At 65.0% G+C, this 16,411-nt stretch carries 13 protein-coding genes; 10 read left to right on the top strand and 3 right to left on the bottom strand.

The genetic code is table 11. From position 1 onward, the window contains the following. Positions 1-7 precede the first annotated feature (7 nt). Positions 8-1,165, bottom strand: coding sequence for an efflux RND transporter periplasmic adaptor subunit (locus RHPLAN_RS02625; RefSeq protein WP_068013577.1), 1,158 nt, complete (start codon positions 1,163-1,165; stop codon positions 8-10). 334 nt (positions 1,166-1,499) lie between these two features. Between RHPLAN_RS02625 and mdh the strand changes: the two genes are divergently transcribed. From mdh to RHPLAN_RS02670, 9 genes are all read left to right on the top strand, one after another. Then, positions 1,500-2,468 (top strand): malate dehydrogenase, encoded by a 969-nt coding sequence (gene mdh / locus RHPLAN_RS02630; RefSeq protein WP_068013579.1) that lies wholly within the window; start codon positions 1,500-1,502, stop codon positions 2,466-2,468. A gap of 71 nt (positions 2,469-2,539) precedes the next feature. After that, on the top strand, positions 2,540-3,709 hold the full coding sequence (sucC, locus tag RHPLAN_RS02635) for an ADP-forming succinate--CoA ligase subunit beta (protein WP_068013581.1): 1,170 nt from the start codon (positions 2,540-2,542) through the stop codon (positions 3,707-3,709). A gap of 2 nt (positions 3,710-3,711) precedes the next feature. Next, the gene (sucD, locus tag RHPLAN_RS02640; RefSeq protein WP_068013583.1) at positions 3,712-4,596 is read left to right on the top strand and encodes a succinate--CoA ligase subunit alpha; all 885 of its coding nucleotides are present in this window, start codon (positions 3,712-3,714) and stop codon (positions 4,594-4,596) included. Positions 4,597-4,804: 208 nt separating this feature from the next. Next, positions 4,805-7,759 carry a 2-oxoglutarate dehydrogenase E1 component gene (locus RHPLAN_RS02645; RefSeq protein WP_068013585.1) on the top strand — a complete coding sequence of 985 codons (2,955 nt, stop codon included), beginning with the start codon at positions 4,805-4,807 and terminating at the stop codon, positions 7,757-7,759. Between the two features lie 137 nt (positions 7,760-7,896). Continuing rightward, entirely contained in the window at positions 7,897-9,135 is a 1,239-nt protein-coding gene (gene odhB / locus RHPLAN_RS02650; protein ID WP_068013587.1) for a 2-oxoglutarate dehydrogenase complex dihydrolipoyllysine-residue succinyltransferase, read from the top strand. A 95-nt stretch (positions 9,136-9,230) separates the two neighbouring features. Beyond that, positions 9,231-9,449: a hypothetical protein gene (locus RHPLAN_RS02655; protein ID WP_157100015.1), complete on the top strand. Its 219-nt coding sequence runs from the start codon at positions 9,231-9,233 to the stop codon at positions 9,447-9,449. Further along, the gene (gene lpdA, locus RHPLAN_RS02660) at positions 9,446-10,846 is read left to right on the top strand and encodes a dihydrolipoyl dehydrogenase (RefSeq protein ID WP_068013591.1); all 1,401 of its coding nucleotides are present in this window, start codon (positions 9,446-9,448) and stop codon (positions 10,844-10,846) included. Before RHPLAN_RS02655 ends, lpdA begins: the two co-directional genes overlap by 4 nt. A 200-nt stretch (positions 10,847-11,046) precedes the next feature. Continuing rightward, positions 11,047-11,814: an SDR family NAD(P)-dependent oxidoreductase gene (locus RHPLAN_RS02665; protein WP_068013592.1), complete on the top strand. Its 768-nt coding sequence runs from the start codon at positions 11,047-11,049 to the stop codon at positions 11,812-11,814. Positions 11,815-11,921: 107 nt separating this feature from the next. Further along, positions 11,922-12,461 (top strand): hypothetical protein, encoded by a 540-nt coding sequence (locus RHPLAN_RS02670; protein WP_068013594.1) that lies wholly within the window; start codon positions 11,922-11,924, stop codon positions 12,459-12,461. Between the two features lie 6 nt (positions 12,462-12,467). Here RHPLAN_RS02670 and RHPLAN_RS02675 read toward each other — a convergent pair whose 3' ends face one another. Next, on the bottom strand, positions 12,468-13,112 hold the full coding sequence (locus tag RHPLAN_RS02675) for a DUF4337 domain-containing protein (protein ID WP_084244191.1): 645 nt from the start codon (positions 13,110-13,112) through the stop codon (positions 12,468-12,470). Between the two features lie 40 nt (positions 13,113-13,152). Further along, positions 13,153-14,130, bottom strand: a complete 978-nt coding sequence (locus RHPLAN_RS02680; RefSeq protein WP_068013597.1) for a tyrosine recombinase XerC — start codon at positions 14,128-14,130, stop codon at positions 13,153-13,155. An 82-nt stretch (positions 14,131-14,212) separates the two neighbouring features. Between RHPLAN_RS02680 and RHPLAN_RS02685 the strand changes: the two genes are divergently transcribed. Beyond that, positions 14,213-16,402: a primosomal protein N' gene (locus RHPLAN_RS02685; protein WP_068013598.1), complete on the top strand. Its 2,190-nt coding sequence runs from the start codon at positions 14,213-14,215 to the stop codon at positions 16,400-16,402. Positions 16,403-16,411 lie beyond the last annotated feature (9 nt).

A 16,411-nucleotide genomic window follows, 5' to 3' on the forward strand; every position in this document is an offset into this window, starting at 1 on the left:
CGGCGCCTCAGCGCGCGTTGCTGGATGCGGGCGCCGCCGACGCGGTCTGCGTCTGTGGATCGACCTTCTGCCCCGGAATGGCGCGAAGGAGCCCGCCCACCACGACCCGGTCGTCGGCCGATATCCCGCTGTCGATCACGCGCAGCGTGTCGACCTGCGGCCCGAGCTCGACCTTGCGCTGCTCGACAACGTTGTCCTTGTTGACGACGAGCAGATAGCGGCCGCCCTGGTCGCTGCCGAGTGCGACGTCAGGCACCAGCAGAGAGGTCTTGGGCTCGCCCAGCGGAACCCGAACGCGCACGAAGTAGCCGGGCAGCAGCACCCGATCGGTGTTCTCAAAGATGGCGCGGACCGCGAGTGTGCCGGTCGACGGATCGACGTTCGGTGCGGCGTAGTCGAGCGTGCCGCGGTGCGGATAGCCGGTCTCGGTCTGCAGGCCGATTTCAGCCGGGACTTTTCGAATGTCGGACGGCGCGATCCCGCGACGGCGCATTTCGGTGCGCACGCGCTGCACGTCCTGTTCGCTGATGTTGAAGTTCGTGTAGATCGGCTCGGCTTGAACGATCGAGGCGAGCACCGTGGGGGTCGCGCTGCCGCCGACATATTGCCCGATCGACACCTGCCGCGCCGTGACGATGCCGTCGAATGGCGCGGTCACCTGCGTGTAGTCGAGATTGGTCTGCGCCAGCCTAGTGTTGGCCTTGGCCTGGTCGAGAGTGGCTTGTGCCGAGTCGCGCGCTGCGAGCGCCTGATCGTAGTCCGCCTTGGAAGCGGTTTGCCTTCCCAGGAGATCGGCTTTGCGCTGGAAGGTGGCCTCCGCGTCCTTGAGGCTGGCCTCTGCGCCGGCCTCTGCGGCCTTGGCCTGATCGAGTTTGATCCGATATGGCTCGGGCTCGATCGTGAAAAGCAAGGTGCCTTTGGTGACCGCGGTGCCGTCCTGCTGGTTGATCTTGTCGACGAAGCCGGCGACGCGCGCGACGAGATCGGTGGAGTTCACCGCCGCGGTGTTGCCGTTGACTTCGAGATAGCGTGTGACCGGTTGTTGTGCCGGCTGCGCCACCGTGACTTTCGGCGGCGGCGGCTCTTTGTATTCGTTGCCTTGTCCGCACGATGACAGCAACGCCGCCGCGACGATCATTCCGGCTTTGGTCCGCGCGTCAATCATCACAAGGCTCCCCACGGCGGGATGGCAACGGCACTCACTGTAATTGTTAGCACAGCAGCCGGCGCGGTTCGGCCTCCGAGCGCCCGTGGCGCTTGACCGGGAATCGCATCGGGAAAGCATTTCTCATCGATCGCCTATTGCACTGCAATGCATGTGAGGAATATGACGCATTGCGGCGACGAATTTTGCTCGGTGGGTCTGGTATAATGTATTACAGATGGCATGATGGCCTGCCAGCGGCTACTCGCGGGAGGTCACTTGAACGCCCCCGCCGAAAAAGTTAACCACCGCGCGACCCCCAGTTCCCAGCGGTCTCTCCCAAAGGATTCTCTCTATGGCGCGTAACAAGATTGCGTTGATCGGCGCAGGCCAAATTGGCGGCACGCTCGCGCACCTCATCGGACTGAAGCAGCTTGGCGACGTCGTGCTGTTCGACATCGCCGAAGGCATTCCCCAGGGCAAATCGCTCGATCTCGTCCAGTCGTCGCCGGTCGAAGGCTTCGACTCCAAGATGGTAGGCACCAACGCCTATGAGGCGATGGAAGGCGCCGACGTCTGCATCGTCACCGCCGGTGTGCCGCGCAAGCCGGGCATGAGCCGCGACGATCTTCTCGGCATCAATCTCAAGGTGATGGACCAGGTCGGCGCCGGTTTGAAAAAGTACGCGCCCAACGCCTTCGTCATCTGCATCACCAACCCGCTCGACGCCATGGTCTGGGCGCTGCAGAAGGCCTCGGGCCTGCCGCGCAACATGGTGGTCGGCATGGCCGGCGTGCTCGACTCGGCGCGGCTGCGTTACTTCCTGGCCGACGAGTTCAACGTGTCGGTGGAAGACGTCTCGGCCTTCGTGCTCGGCGGTCACGGCGACACCATGGTGCCGATGGCGCGGTATTCGACGGTCGCCGGCATTCCGCTGCCCGATCTCATTCGCATGGGCTGGACCACTCAGGCCCGCGTCGAGGAAATCTTCAACCGCACCCGCAACGGCGGCGCCGAGATCGTCAATCTGCTCAAGACCGGCTCGGCGTTCTACGCGCCGGCTTCGTCGGCCATCGCGATGGCGGAGAGCTACCTGCTCGACAAGAAGCGCGTGCTGCCCTGCGCCGCGTGGCTCAACGGCGAGTACGGCATCAAGAATCTCTACGTCGGCGTGCCGGTGGTGATCGGCGCCAAGGGCGTCGAGCGCATCGTCGAGCTCGATCTCACCGGTTCGGAGCGCAGCGAGTTCGATAAGTCGGCCAATGCCGTGAAGGCGCTGGTCGATGCCTGCCAGAAGATCGCGCCGGATCTCGGCAAGAAGTAACAACGGTTGCCATCGCCCGCGAAAGCGGGCGATGGCGTCTTTATCGAACGAGACACCGGGGTCACCGCAGCATGAACATCCACGAGTACCAGGCCAAAGCCGTGCTGCGCGAATTCGGCGTGCCGGTGCCGCGCGGCATTCCGGCCTTCAGCGTCGATGAGGCCGTCAAAGGCGCCAACGAACTCGGTGGGCCGGTCTGGGTGGTGAAGGCCCAGATCCACGCCGGCGGCCGCGGCAAGGCCGGCGGCGTCAAGGTCGTGAAATCGGTCGACGACGTGAAGAAGGAGGCCACGCGGCTTTTGGGCTCGACTCTGGTCACGCATCAGACCGGGCCCAAGGGCAAGCAGGTCAACCGCCTCTACATCGAGGAAGGCTCCGCCATCGACAAGGAGTTCTACCTGTCGATGCTGGTCGATCGCGCCCGCGCGCGCGTCGCCATCGTGGTGTCCACCGAAGGCGGCATGGACATCGAGCAGGTCGCGCACGATACGCCGGACAAGATCATCACCGTGCCGATCGATGTCGCGACCAACATCTGTCCGCATCACGTGCGGACCATCTCCAAGGCGCTCGGCCTCGACGCCGATCTGCAGAAGCAGGCGAGTTCGCTGATCACCAAGCTCTACAAGGCGTTTACCGAGAAGGACATGGCCCTGCTCGAGGTGAACCCGCTGGTGGTCACCAAGGACAAGAAGCTGATCTGCCTCGACGCGAAAGTGGGCTTCGACGACAACGCGCTGTTCCGCCACCCCGACGTGGTGGCGCTGCGCGACGAGACCGAAGAGGACCCGAAGGAGATCGAGGCCTCGAAATACGATCTCAACTACGTCGCGCTCGACGGCTCGATCGGCTGCATGGTGAACGGCGCGGGCCTCGCGATGGCCACCATGGACATCATCAAGCTCTACGGCATGGAGCCCGCGAACTTCCTGGACGTCGGCGGCAGCGCCTCGAAGGACAAGGTCGCGGCGGCGTTCAAGATCATCACCTCCGATCCGAAGGTGAAGGGCATCCTGGTCAACATCTTCGGCGGCATCATGAAGTGCGACGTGATCGCCGAAGGCGTGGTCGCCGCGGTCAAGGAAGTGGGTCTCAAGGTGCCGCTGGTGGTGCGCCTCGAAGGCACCAACGTCGAGCTCGGCAAGAAGATCATCAAGGAGTCCGGCCTGAACGTCACCTCCGGCGACGATCTCGACGACGCCGCGCAGAAGATTGTCGCCGCCGTGAAGAAGGCCGCCTGACCATGCCGATCCTCGTCAATAAGAACACCAAGGTCATCTGCCAGGGCTTCACCGGCAAGAATGGCACCTTTCACTCCGAGCAGGCCATCGCCTACGGCACCAAGATGGTCGGCGGCACCTCGCCGGGCAAAGGCGGTTCGACCCATCTGGGCCTGCCGGTGTTCGACACCGTCGCCGAGGCCAAGGCCAAGACCGGCGCCGACGCCAGCGTGATCTACGTGCCGCCCCCGGGCGCGGCCGATGCCATCGCCGAGGCGATCGACGCCGAGATCCCGCTGATCGTCTGCATCACCGAGGGCATCCCGGTCGAGGACATGGTCAAGGTGAAGCGTTCGCTGTCGGGCTCCAAGTCGCGGCTGATCGGGCCGAACTGCCCGGGCGTGATGACGGCCGGCGAATGCAAGATCGGCATCATGCCGGCCTCGATCTTCAAGCCCGGCAAGGTCGGCATCGTGTCGCGCTCCGGCACCCTGACCTACGAGGCCGTGTTCCAGACCACCGCCGAGGGCCTGGGCCAGACCACGGCGCTCGGCATCGGCGGCGACCCGGTCAAGGGCATGGATTTCATCGACGGGCTCGAGCTGTTCCTGGCCGATCCCAAGACCGAAGCCATCGTCATGATCGGCGAAATCGGCGGCTCGTCCGAGGAGGATGCCGCGCAATTCCTCAAGGACGAGGCCAAGAAGGGCCGCAAGAAGCCGATGGTCGGCTTCATCGCCGGCCGCACTGCCCCTCCCGGCCGCCGTATGGGCCATGCCGGCGCGATCATCGCGGGCGGCAAGGGCGACGCGCCGTCTAAAATTGCGGCAATGGAATCGGCCGGAATCAAGGTATCTCCGTCGCCCGCAAGGCTCGGGCGGACGCTGGCCGAGCTCCTCAAGGGCTGATTCCGGGTCCCTTAACCAGCGCGACAGAAGGCCTAGTTTTAGGGCTCCGAAGGCGCGCCGCGAGGGCAGGGGAGGATTGAGGGATTAGCTCTTTTGTAGCCTTTCAGCAGACATAAATCTGAGCCATAACGTCGCTTAAGGGGGTCGCGGGTTCACTTGCCTATGCGCCTTCTTGCCGGGGCAGGTGCCTCGTAGAGGAAGTCAAAAGATGTCACGCCAAGATGCGAATGCGGCGTTCGCCCGCACGTCATTTCTCTATGGCGGCAATGCCGCCTATGTCGAACAACTCCAATCCCGCTATGAAGCCAATCCGGCGTCGGTCGACGCCGAATGGCGCGCCTTCTTCGAGAGTCTGAAGGACGAGCGCGAGGACGTTCGCAAGAACGCCAGCGGTCCCTCGTGGCAGCGGCCGATCACCCACGCCAACGGCGAACTGGTCGCGGCTCTCACCGGCGACTGGGCCGAGGTCGAGAAGACCATCGGCGACAAGGTCAAGGCCAAGGCGCAGAGCAAGGGCGTCGAGATTTCGGCCGCCGACGTGCAGCAGGCGACGCGCGATTCGATCCGCGCGCTCATGCTGATCCGCGCCTACCGCATCCGCGGCCACTTCCACGCCAAGCTCGATCCGCTCGGCCTTGAGCCCGAGAAGAGCGAAGAGGAGCTCGATCCGCGCTCCTACGGGTTCACCGAAGCCGACTTCGACCGCAAGATCTTCATCGACAAGGTGCTCGGCCTGGAATTCGCCAACCTGCGCGAAATCCTTGCCATCGTGCGCCGCACTTACTGCCAGACGCTAGGCGTCGAGTTCATGCACATCTCCGATCCCGCGCAGAAGGCGTGGCTGCAGGAGCGCATCGAGGGCCGCGACAAGGAGATCAACTTCACCCGCGAGGGCAAGCGCGCGATCCTCAACAAGCTGGTCGAAGCTGAAGGCTTCGAGAAGTTCTGCGATATCAAGTTCACCGGCACCAAGCGCTTCGGCCTCGACGGCGGCGAGTCGATGATCCCGGCGCTGGAGCAGATCATCAAGCGCGGCGGCGCGCTTGGCGTCAAAGAGATCGTCATCGGCATGGCCCATCGCGGCCGGCTCAACGTGCTGGCCCAGGTGATGGGCAAGCCGCACCGCGCGATCTTCCATGAGTTCAAGGGCGGCTCGTCGTCACCGGACAGTGTCGAAGGCTCGGGCGACGTGAAGTATCACCTCGGCGCCTCGTCGGACCGTGAGTTCGACGGCAACCAGGTGCATCTGTCGCTCACCGCGAACCCGTCGCATCTCGAGATCGTCAATCCGGTGGTGCTGGGCAAGACCCGCGCCAAGCAGGATCAGCACGGCGCGAGCCGCGAAGACCGCACCATGGTGATGCCGCTGCTCATCTCCGGCGACGCCGCGTTCGCGGGCCAGGGCGTGATCGCCGAATGCTTCGGCCTCTCGGGCCTGCGCGGCCATCGCACCGGCGGTTCGGTGCATTTCATCGTCAACAACCAGATCGGCTTCACGACCTATCCGCGCTTCTCGCGTTCGTCGCCGTATCCGTCCGACGTCGCCAAGATGATCGAGGCGCCGATCTTCCACGCCAACGGCGACGATCCCGAAGCTGTGGTCTACGCCGCCAAGGTCGCGACCGAATTCCGGCAGAAGTTCCAGGTGCCGGTCGTGGTCGACATGTTCTGCTACCGCCGCTTCGGCCACAACGAGGGCGACGAGCCGGCATTCACGCAGCCAGTGATGTACAAGGCAATCCGCTCGCATCCTTCGACGCTGGACATCTACGCCAAGCGCCTCGTCGGCGAGAATGTCGTCACCGACGGCGAAGTCGAGAAGATGCGCGCCGACTGGCGCGCCCGGCTCGACGTCGAGCAGGAGGCGAGCCAGAGCTACAAGGCCAACCACGCCGACTGGCTGGACGGTCGCTGGTCCGGGATGAAGGCCGCCGCGTCCGTCAGCGACGATCCGCGCCGTGGCAACACCGGCGTCGCCGTCGAGACCTTGAAGGACATCGGCAGCAAGATCACCAAGGTGCCGGAGGGCTTCCACGTCCACCGCACCATTCAGCGCTTCCTCGACGCGCGCCAGAAGGCGATCGAAACCGGGCAGGGCATCGACTGGGCCACCGCCGAGGCGCTGGCCTTCTGCTCGCTGCTGCTCGACGGCCATCCGGTGCGGCTGTCCGGACAGGACTCCGAGCGCGGCACCTTCTCGTCGCGGCACTCCGTCCTGATCGACCAGGAGAATGAGGACCGCTACACGCCGTTCAACGAGATCGGCCAGAAGCAGGCGCGCTACGAGGTCATCAACTCGATGCTCTCGGAGGAGGCCGTGCTCGGCTTCGAATACGGCTATTCGCTCGCCGAGCCCAATGCGCTCACCCTGTGGGAGGCGCAGTTCGGCGATTTCGCCAACGGCGCCCAGGTGGTGTTCGATCAGTTCATCTCGTCGGGCGAACGCAAGTGGCTGCGCATGTCGGGCCTCGTCTGCCTGCTGCCGCACGGCTATGAAGGCCAGGGGCCCGAGCACTCCTCCGCGCGCCTCGAGCGCTATCTGCAGATGTGCGCCGAGGACAACATGCAGGTCGCCAACTGCTCGACGCCGTCGAACTACTTCCACATCCTGCGCCGTCAGCTGAAGCGCGAGATCAGAAAGCCACTGATCCTCATGACGCCGAAGTCGCTGCTCCGTCACAAGCGGGCGGTATCGCGGCTCGATGAGATGGCCACCGGCACCACGTTCCACCGCGTGCTGTGGGACGATGCGCAAATGCTGCCGGACGAGAAGATCAAGCTGGTCGAGGACAGCAAGATCCGCCGCGTCGTGATGTGCACCGGCAAGGTCTATTACGATCTCTACGAGGAGCGCGAGAAGCGCGGCATTGACGACATCTATCTGCTGCGCGTCGAACAGCTCTATCCGTTCCCGACCAAGGCGCTGGTCACCGAGCTCGCCCGCTTCAAGCAGGCCGAGTTCGTCTGGTGCCAGGAGGAGCCGCGCAACATGGGCGCGTGGCACTTCGTCGAGCACTACATCGAATGGGTGCTGAACCAGATCGAGGCCAAGCAGAGGCGGCCGCGCTACGCGACGCGTCCGGCTTCGGCCGCGACCGCGGTCGGCCAGATGTCGAAGCATCAGGCGCAGTTGAAGCAGCTCCTCGACGAGGCGCTGGGATAAAGAATTGCCGTCATCCTGAGGTGGCCGCGCGAAGCGAGGCCTCGCAGGATGGCGGCGCCGTCGCCCTTCGAGGCTCGCCGCCGCGCGGCTCGCACCTCAGGGTGATGGCGCACTGAGAGTTCATAGGAAAAATAGTTATGGCTGAAATTCGCGTTCCCACCCTCGGTGAATCCGTCACCGAGGCGACCATCGGCAAGTGGTTCAAGAAGCCGGGCGAGGCGGTCGCGGTCGATGAGCCGCTCGTCGAGCTCGAGACCGACAAGGTCACCATCGAGGTGCCGGCGCCCGCCGCGGGCGTGCTCGCCGACATCGCCGTGAAGGACGGCGAGACCGTCGCGGTCGGCGCGCTGCTCGGCCAGATCAAGGAAGGCGCGGGTGCGCCAGCGGCGAAGCCTGCTGCTGCCGCAGCGCCTGCGGCGAAGGCCGCCGAGCCGCCGAAGCCTGCTCCGGCTCCAGCCGCCGCGCCGTCCGGCGACAAGCCGATCGCGCCGTCGGTGCGCCGCATCGCGGCCGAGACCGGCGTCGATCCCGCGGGCGTCTCAGGCTCCGGCAAGGACGGCCGCGTCACCAAGGGCGACATGCTGGCCGAGATCGAGCGCGCCGCCTCGCGGCCGACGCCGGTGGCTCAGCCCGCCGCAGCGATCCAGGTTCGCGCGCCATCGCCCGCCGACGATGCGGCCCGCGAGGAGCGCGTGAAGATGACGCGGCTCCGCCAGACCATCGCGCGGCGCCTGAAGGACGCGCAGAACACCGCCGCCATGCTGACGACCTTCAACGAGGTCGACATGACCGCGGTTATGCAGCTCCGCAACCACTACAAGGATCAGTTCGAGAAGCGGCACGGCACGAAGCTCGGCTTCATGGGCTTCTTCGTGAAGGCCTGCGTGCAGGCGCTGAAGGATATCCCGGCCGTCAATGCCGAGATCGACGGCGGCGACCTCATCTACAAGAACTACTATCACGTCGGCATCGCGGTCGGCACCGAGAAGGGCCTCGTCGTGCCGGTGGTGCGCGACTGCGATCAGAAATCGCTCGGTCAGATCGAGAAGGACATTTCCGACTTCGGCCGTCGTGCACGCGACGGCGCGCTCAAGATCGAAGAGATGCAGGGCGGCAGCTTCACGATCACCAACGGCGGCGTCTATGGCTCGCTGATGTCGACGCCGATCCTCAACGCGCCGCAGTCCGGCATCCTCGGCATGCACAAGATCCAGGAGCGGCCGATGGTGGTCGGCGGCAAGATCGAGGCGCGGCCGATGATGTATCTGGCGCTGTCCTATGACCATCGCATCGTCGACGGCCGTGAAGCCGTGACCTTCCTGGTGCGGGTCAAGGACATGCTGGAAGACCCGGCGCGGCTGGTGATGGACGTTTAAGCGACGGTGCCGTCATGCGTTCCTTGCGTCTCGGTCGGTGGCTGTTCGCACTCGGGCTCGTTGGGCTGGTTCTGACCGCTGGCGCGTTCTGGGTCATGTATTGGGCCCTCTATGCGGAGGGGCACGCAGATGCTCCGGCTTTGATCTACCGGGTCATTGAATGGACCGGCCGCCCGCCGCTCGGCCTGGCTGCTCTGATGGCAGGCGTCATCGAAATCTGCGGGGCGGTGACACTGTCATCGCTCATCGCCGCCGCGCTGTTTCGCATCGCTCGCATCGTTCGATCTCGGCAATACGTTGAGGCAAACAAATGAGTTACGATCTCATCGTCATCGGTACCGGCCCGGGCGGCTATGTCTGCGCGATCCGCGCGGCTCAGCTCGGCATGAAGGTGACTGTCGTTGAGAAGCGCGCCACCCACGGCGGCACCTGCCTCAACGTCGGCTGCATCCCGTCGAAGGCGCTGCTGCATGCCTCCGAGATGTTCGAGGAGGCGGGCCACAGCTTCGCCAAGATGGGCATCGGCGTCGGCACGCCGAAGCTCGATCTGCCGGCGCTGCTGAAGTTCAAGGACGAGGCAGTCGACGGCAACGTCAAGGGCGTCGACTATCTGCTCAAGAAGAACAAGATCGATTCGGTGCGCGGCACCGGCAAGATCGCAGGCCCCGGCAAGGTCGAGGTCAAAGGCGCCGACGGCAAGACTCAGGTGCTGGAGACGAAGAGCATCGTCATCGCCACCGGCTCGGACGTCGCCAAGCTCCGCGGCGTCGACACCGACGGCAAGCGCATCGTCACCTCGGACGAGGCGATCGCGCTGCCCAAGGTGCCGGGCAAGCTTCTGGTGGTCGGTGCCGGCGTGATCGGACTCGAGCTCGGCTCGGTGTGGCGCAGGCTTGGCGCGCAAGTCACAGTCGTTGAATTCCTGGATCGCATCCTGCCCGGCATGGACAACGAAGTGGCGCGGCAGTCGCAGCGCCTCCTGGAAAAGCAGGGCATCGTGTTCAAGCTCGGCTCCAAGGTGACCGGCGTGAATTCGTCGGGCGCAACGCTCAAGGCCAGCGTGGAGCCGGCCAAAGGCGGTGCTGCGGAAACTCTCGACGCCGACGTGGTGCTGGTCGCGATCGGCCGCGTGCCGTTCACCGAGGGGCTCGGCCTCGACGAGGCGGGGGTGAAGAAGGACAACCGCGGCCGCGTCGTCACCGACGCGCATTTTGCCACCAGTGTGCCGGGCATCTACGCCATCGGCGACGTGATCGCGGGCCCGATGCTGGCGCACAAGGCCGAAGACGAGGGTATGGCCGCAGCCGAGATCATCGCGGGCAAGGCCGGCCACGTGAACTACGATGTGATCCCGGCGGTGGTCTACACGTTCCCGGAGATCGCTTCGGTCGGCAAGGGCGAAGAGGAACTGAAAGAAGCCGGCGTCGCCTACAATGTCGGAAAATTTCCGTTCACCGCGAACGGCCGCGCCAAGGCCAATCAGCAGACCGACGGCTTCGTGAAAATTCTCGCCGACGCCAAGACCGACCGCGTGCTCGGCGTGCATATCGTGGGTTCCGACGCCGGCAACATGATCGCCGAAGCCGCGATCGCGATGGAGTTCGGCGCGTCGTCGGAAGACATTGCGCGCACCTGCCATGCCCATCCGACGCTGCCTGAAGCCGTGAAGGAAGCCGCGCTCGCGGTCGCCAAGCGCGCGATTCATTTCTGAGCGCAGTTTTCTCTCGAGCTCGATTCTCTCTCCGCCTCACCCTGAGGAGCATTGCGAAGCAATGCGTCTCGAAGGGCGAGGCGGCCCCGTTGTTGCCCTATCCGGGCGGCTCCTCAGCATGAGGCTGGGAGAGGCTGTGCCTGTTGAGCGGCGCAAGTTATGCTGCTCCCCAAATATGCATACACAGGGAGAGCATCGCCATGGCCAAGGGCCACAAGGACAAGGTCGCCGTTATCACCGGTGGAGCGAACGGCATCGGCCAGGCCTTTGCGAAACGTCTTGCCGAGGATGGCGTCCACGTCGCTATCGCCGACGTCGCGCCCGGCGCGGACACCGTGAAGATGATCGAAGCGGCCGGCCGTCAGGCGCTGGCGTGCCAGTGCGATGTGACATCGCCGGATTCGATCGCCGCGATGGCCGCCGACGTGCAGAAGAAGTTTGGCCGTTGCGACATCCTGATCAACTGCGCCGGCATCTACCCGCAGCGCGCGTTCGACGACATGACGTTCGAGGACTGGCGGCGTGTGCTCTCGATCAATCTCGACAGCTGCTTTCTCATGTCGAAGGCCTTCGTCCCGGGCATGAAGCAGCGCGGCTGGGGCCGCATCGTCAACATGGCGTCGAGCACGCTCGGCTCGGTGGTGACGGGTTTCGTCCACTACATGTCGAGCAAGGCCGGTATCGTCGGCTTCACCCGCGCCATGGCGAGCGAGCTTGGCGCCCATGGCATCACTGTGAACGCGATCTCGCCGGGCCTGACCCGGTCGCCCGGCACATTGGCGCGCAAGCCCAGGCCCGGCATGAGCGACATGGAGGCCGAATTCAATTTCGCCGCCGGGATGCAGGCGATCAAGCGCGTCGAGGTGCCTGAGGATCTGGTCGGCACGGTGTCCTATCTCACCAGCGACGATGCGGCCTTCATCACCGGGCAGACCCTGAATGTCGATGGTGGCCGGGTCCGCAGTTAAGAGCCCGCTATTGAACCTCGAACGTCCCCGCTGCGACAAAATATCCGTATTTGTACTGAGCTGTCGGGGCCTTATTTCCGGCCCAGGCACTATCTAAGTTCCCTACCATGCGCTTGGCGACGCGCTCCCTGCTGGTCTTGCTTGCGATCATCTTCCTGATCGAGGCATGGCTTTGGCGTCATCTCGAACCGGTCGTCGAGTGGCTTGTTGCGCGGATTCCGCTGCGCGAGCTGAAGGCGCGCCTCGGCGCCTGGATCGAAACCATCCCGCCGCCCTTGGCGCTCGCGGTGCTCTTGATCCCCGGGGTGCTGCTGTTTCCGCTCAAGATTTTGACGGTCTGGCTGATCGCCTACCATTACTTCTTGTCAGCGTGTCTGGTGTTCACCTTCGCCAAGCTCACAGGCCTGGGCATCACCGCCTTCGTGTTCGAGGCGACGCGCCCGAAGCTTTTGCAGATGGCCTGGTTTCGCTGGCTCTACGAGCACATCGTGGTCTGGCTCGCCTTCGCGCACGAATTGGTCGATCCGATCAAGCTCCGGATTCGCCGCTTGATGCATCTGGTGCGGCCGCAGCGGGCAGGCCGCGCGATGCGCCTGTTCTGGCGCATCCGGCATCGCGTCCGTGCCGGCGCTGACTCGCCGGCGTAAGCGTCATCACATCAGATGCACGGCGTGCGGCGCGAACAGCCCGATCGCCATGAACGCCAGGCCGACGATGCCGAGTCCGCCGGCCAGGAAGCTCAACGCCACGATGCCGGTGATCACCGTCGCTGACGCCAGCACAATGCCGATCTGGAACGCTGCCGACGCGACCTCGTAATGGTGATAGCGCGCGAGCGCGGTGTCGCGTTCGTGCTGCTCTTCGATGGCGCGGCGCGACAGCTCGACGGTGCCTTCGCCCTTGCCGTTCGCAGCCTCCGGTTCGGAGCGATAGCGCGCCGCTGTCTTGCTCCACTCATCGACCTGCTTGGAGATCGCGGCCTTCTGCTCGTCATTGGCGCTGGTGATCAGATCGAGCTTGCTCTGCTCGGCGGCGACCAGCGTCGTCGTGCGGCGAATCGATTTGGCCTGGAAGAAATTCCAGAGGTTCGACGCTTCGATCTGATGATTGAGCGCCGCGGTCTGCGCGCTCTTGCCGAGCGTCTCCGAGAAAGCGAGGAACAGCGCGATCACCGCGATCAGAAGCGCGACGCGCTTGTTCAGCGACGCGGTGTCGGCGTGGCCGCCGCCGCCGTGCTCTCTGTCATGCTCAAGCTGATGGTCAACCTGGTGCTGCACCGCATGCACACTTTCGCTCATCTGGCATCCCCCGTCGCTGGATTTCCAAGGACGCAGTCTATCATGCCCGGGGATGGGCGCTGCGGTAGACTTCGAGCAGACGCTCAGTGTCAACAGCCGTATAAATCTGCGTCGTCGACAGCGACGCATGGCCGAGCAATTCCTGGATGGCGCGAAGGTCGCCGCCTCGCGCCAGGAGATGCGTGGCAAAGGAATGCCGCAATGCGTGCGGCGTCGCCGAATCCGGCAGGCTAAGGGCGCCGCGCAACCGTTCCATGACAAGTTGTACGATGCGCGGTGACAGCGGCCCGCCGCGGGCGCCCAGGAACAGCGGGCCTTCGGCCGGAAGATCATAGGGGCAGATCGCGACGTAATCGGCAATGAGCTGCGTGACTTGCGCCAGCAGCGGCACCATGCGCTGCTTGTTGCCTTTGCCGGTCACCGTGATGGCGTCGCCGCGTCCCGGTGCGGGGACATCGCCGCGCTTGAGCCCTAACGCCTCCGAGATGCGAAGCCCGCTGCCGTAGAGCAGCGCCAGCACCGCGGCGTCGCGCGCCAGCACCCACGGCGCGCGCTCCTCGCCGGCACGGAGGTCGGCATCCGACACCTGCTTGGCGGCTGCGATGTGCAGCGGCTTGGGCAGGGTCTTCGGCACCTTCGGAGCTCGCACGGCAGCAAGTGCAGCGACCTGGCCCTTGCCGTTCCGCTCGAGAAAGCGCGCGAACGATCGCACGCCGGCCAATGCCCGCATCAGCGAGCGGCTTGAGATGTCATCGCCGCGCCGCGCCGCCATGAAGGCGCGCACGTCCTGTGGCGTGAGCTTGGCGAGCTTCGCGAGCGACGGCGCGCCGCCCAGATGCTCCGCCATGAAGGTCAGGAATTGCCGGACGTCGCGGCCATAAGCGTCGAGCGTCTTCGGTGACATGCGGCGCTCGTTGGAAAGTTGCGCAAGCCAGCGCACCATTTCGGCCGCAACCTCGGGCGCTGCGGCGCGCAATTCCGGCTCGGGCGAAGCTTTGGGCCGTCTTGTGCTTGACACGGCGGAATATATCTCACCCCTTTCGTAAGCCTTCGTTAAGTGCGCGAATCGGCCGCTACGAGGATGCGCCGACCGAGGATTTATGGCCAAGCCGCCGATCACCAAGCCGTTCGTCGATATCCTGGTGCCGGTCGCCCTCGATCAGACCTATTCCTATCGTGTGCCGAAGGAGTTCGATCTGGCACCGGGTGACATCGTCACGGTGCCGCTCGGCGCCCGCGAGGCGATCGGCGTGGTCTGGGCCGATGATGTCGACGTGCGGCCCGGCCTGCACAACCGGATGAAGGACGTCGAGCTGAAGCTCGACTACCCGCCGCTCAAGCCGGAATTGCGCAAGTTCGTCGACTGGGTGTCGGGCTACACGCTCTCGCCGCGCGGCATGGTGCTGCGCATGTGCCTGCGTATGGGCAACGATCTCGGACCGGCGCGCGAGAAGGTCGGCGTGCGAATCGCGGGACCTGCGCCCAAACGGATGACCACCGCGCGCATGCGCGTGCTGCAGTTGCTGGCGGACGGCCTGGTGCGCACCAAGAGCGAGGCGGCGCATGAGGCGGGCGTCTCGACCGGCGTGATCGACGGGCTGGTCGACGAAGGCGCGCTCGAGACGCTGGTGCTGCCGCCCGAGCCGGTGGCGCGCCAGCCAGATCCGGATTTTGCCGTGCCGGAATTTTCCGACATCCAGCGAAAGGCCGCCGATACATTGCGAACCTCGGTCGATATGGGTGGCTTCTCGGTGGCGCTGGTCGACGGAGTCACGGGCTCGGGCAAGACCGAGGTTTATTTTGAGGCGGTGGCGCAGGCGCTCCGCCACAAAAAGCAGGTTCTGATCCTGATGCCGGAGATTGCGCTCACCGCGCAATTCCTCGATCGCTTCTCGGCGCGGTTCGGCGTTCGTCCGGCGGAATGGCATTCCGAGCTTGCGCCGCGCAAGCGGGCGCGAACCTGGAGCGCGGTCGCGGCCGGCGAGGTGTCGGTTGTGGTCGGCGCGCGCTCGGCGCTGTTTCTGCCCTATGCCGATCTCGGGCTGATCGTGATCGATGAGGAGCACGATCCGGCCTACAAGCAGGAGGATGGCGTCCGCTATCACGCCCGCGACATGGCGGTGGTGCGGGCACGCGAGGTGAAGATTCCGATCGTGCTCGCATCGGCGACGCCCTCCGTGGAGACGGTTGTGAACGCGCGGCGCGGCCGCTACGCGCATCTGCAACTGCCGGAGCGCTTCGGCGGACAGCATCTGCCGTCGGTGGAAGCGATCGATCTTCGCCGCGAAGGTCCGCCGCGCGGCCGCTTCATCTCGCCGAGACTCGCCGAGCAGGTGAAGTTCGCCATTGAGAGGGGCGAGCAGGCGCTGCTGTTTCTCAATCGCCGCGGCTTTGCGCCGCTGACGCTGTGCAACGCCTGCGGCTATCGCATGGCGTGTCCGAACTGCGATGCCTGGCTGGTCGATCACCGCTTCAAGCGGCGATTGGTCTGCCATCACTGCGGCTATTCGATGCCGCCGCCCGAGCAATGCCCGAAATGCGAAGCGAAAGGCACCTTCGTCGCGGTTGGCCCCGGCGTCGAACGGCTCGAACACGAGGCCGCCGAGCTGTTTCCCGACAAACGCATTCTCGTCCTGTCGAGCGATCTCGTGGAATCGATGGAGCGGTTGCGGCAAGAGCTCGATGACGTGGCGCAGGGCCGCTTCGATATCATCATCGGCACGCAGCTCGTCGCCAAAGGGCATCATTTCCCGAAGCTCAATCTGGTCGGCATCGTCGATGCCGATCTCGGTCTCGCCAACGGCGATCCGCGCGCTGGCGAGCGCTCGTTCCAACTCCTGCATCAGGTCGTCGGGCGCGCCGGCCGCGAGGAGGGCCGCGGCTACGGCTTTTTGCAGACGCATCAGCCCGAGCATCCGGTGATGCGGGCGCTCATCGCGCAAGACCGCGAGGCGTTCTACGCGGCCGAGATCGAGGTGCGTGAGAAGACCGGCTATCCGCCGTTCGGCCGGCTCGCAAGCCTCTTGGTGTCAGGCGCCGACAAGCACGAGACGGAAGCCTTCGCGCGCAAGATCGCGGCTGTGTCGCCGATCCACGACGACGTGCGGGTGCTCGGACCTGCCGAAGCGCCGCTCGCCGTGGTGCGCGGCCGGTATCGGTTCCGATTGCTGGTGAAATCGCCGCGCAACTTCGATCTCTCGGCCTATCTCCGCCAATGGATGGCGGAGGTGCCCAAGGCCAAAGGCACGCTGAAGCTCGAGGTCGACGTCGATCCGCAAAGCTTTTTTTGAAACCGCGCT

Origin of the sequence: Rhodoplanes sp. Z2-YC6860 (assembly GCF_001579845.1) — a bacterium.
GTDB lineage: Bacteria > Pseudomonadota > Alphaproteobacteria > Rhizobiales > Xanthobacteraceae > Z2-YC6860.

What these genes read in the sequence shown, in the direction of transcription:
- RHPLAN_RS02685 (WP_068013598.1), top strand. Translation starts at nt 14,213, where the DNA reads ATGGCCAAGCCGCCGATCACCAAGCCGTTCGTCGATATCCTGGTGCCG.
- lpdA (WP_068013591.1), top strand. Translation starts at nt 9,446, where the DNA reads ATGAGTTACGATCTCATCGTCATCGGTACCGGCCCGGGCGGCTATGTC.
- sucC (WP_068013581.1), top strand. Translation starts at nt 2,540, where the DNA reads ATGAACATCCACGAGTACCAGGCCAAAGCCGTGCTGCGCGAATTCGGC.
- odhB (WP_068013587.1), top strand. Translation starts at nt 7,897, where the DNA reads ATGGCTGAAATTCGCGTTCCCACCCTCGGTGAATCCGTCACCGAGGCG.
- RHPLAN_RS02670 (WP_068013594.1), top strand. Translation starts at nt 11,922, where the DNA reads ATGCGCTTGGCGACGCGCTCCCTGCTGGTCTTGCTTGCGATCATCTTC.
- sucD (WP_068013583.1), top strand. Translation starts at nt 3,712, where the DNA reads ATGCCGATCCTCGTCAATAAGAACACCAAGGTCATCTGCCAGGGCTTC.
- RHPLAN_RS02625 (WP_068013577.1), bottom strand. Translation starts at nt 1,165, where the DNA reads ATGATTGACGCGCGGACCAAAGCCGGAATGATCGTCGCGGCGGCGTTG.
- RHPLAN_RS02675 (WP_084244191.1), bottom strand. Translation starts at nt 13,112, where the DNA reads ATGAGCGAAAGTGTGCATGCGGTGCAGCACCAGGTTGACCATCAGCTT.
- mdh (WP_068013579.1), top strand. Translation starts at nt 1,500, where the DNA reads ATGGCGCGTAACAAGATTGCGTTGATCGGCGCAGGCCAAATTGGCGGC.
- RHPLAN_RS02655 (WP_157100015.1), top strand. Translation starts at nt 9,231, where the DNA reads ATGTATTGGGCCCTCTATGCGGAGGGGCACGCAGATGCTCCGGCTTTG.
- RHPLAN_RS02645 (WP_068013585.1), top strand. Translation starts at nt 4,805, where the DNA reads ATGTCACGCCAAGATGCGAATGCGGCGTTCGCCCGCACGTCATTTCTC.
- RHPLAN_RS02665 (WP_068013592.1), top strand. Translation starts at nt 11,047, where the DNA reads ATGGCCAAGGGCCACAAGGACAAGGTCGCCGTTATCACCGGTGGAGCG.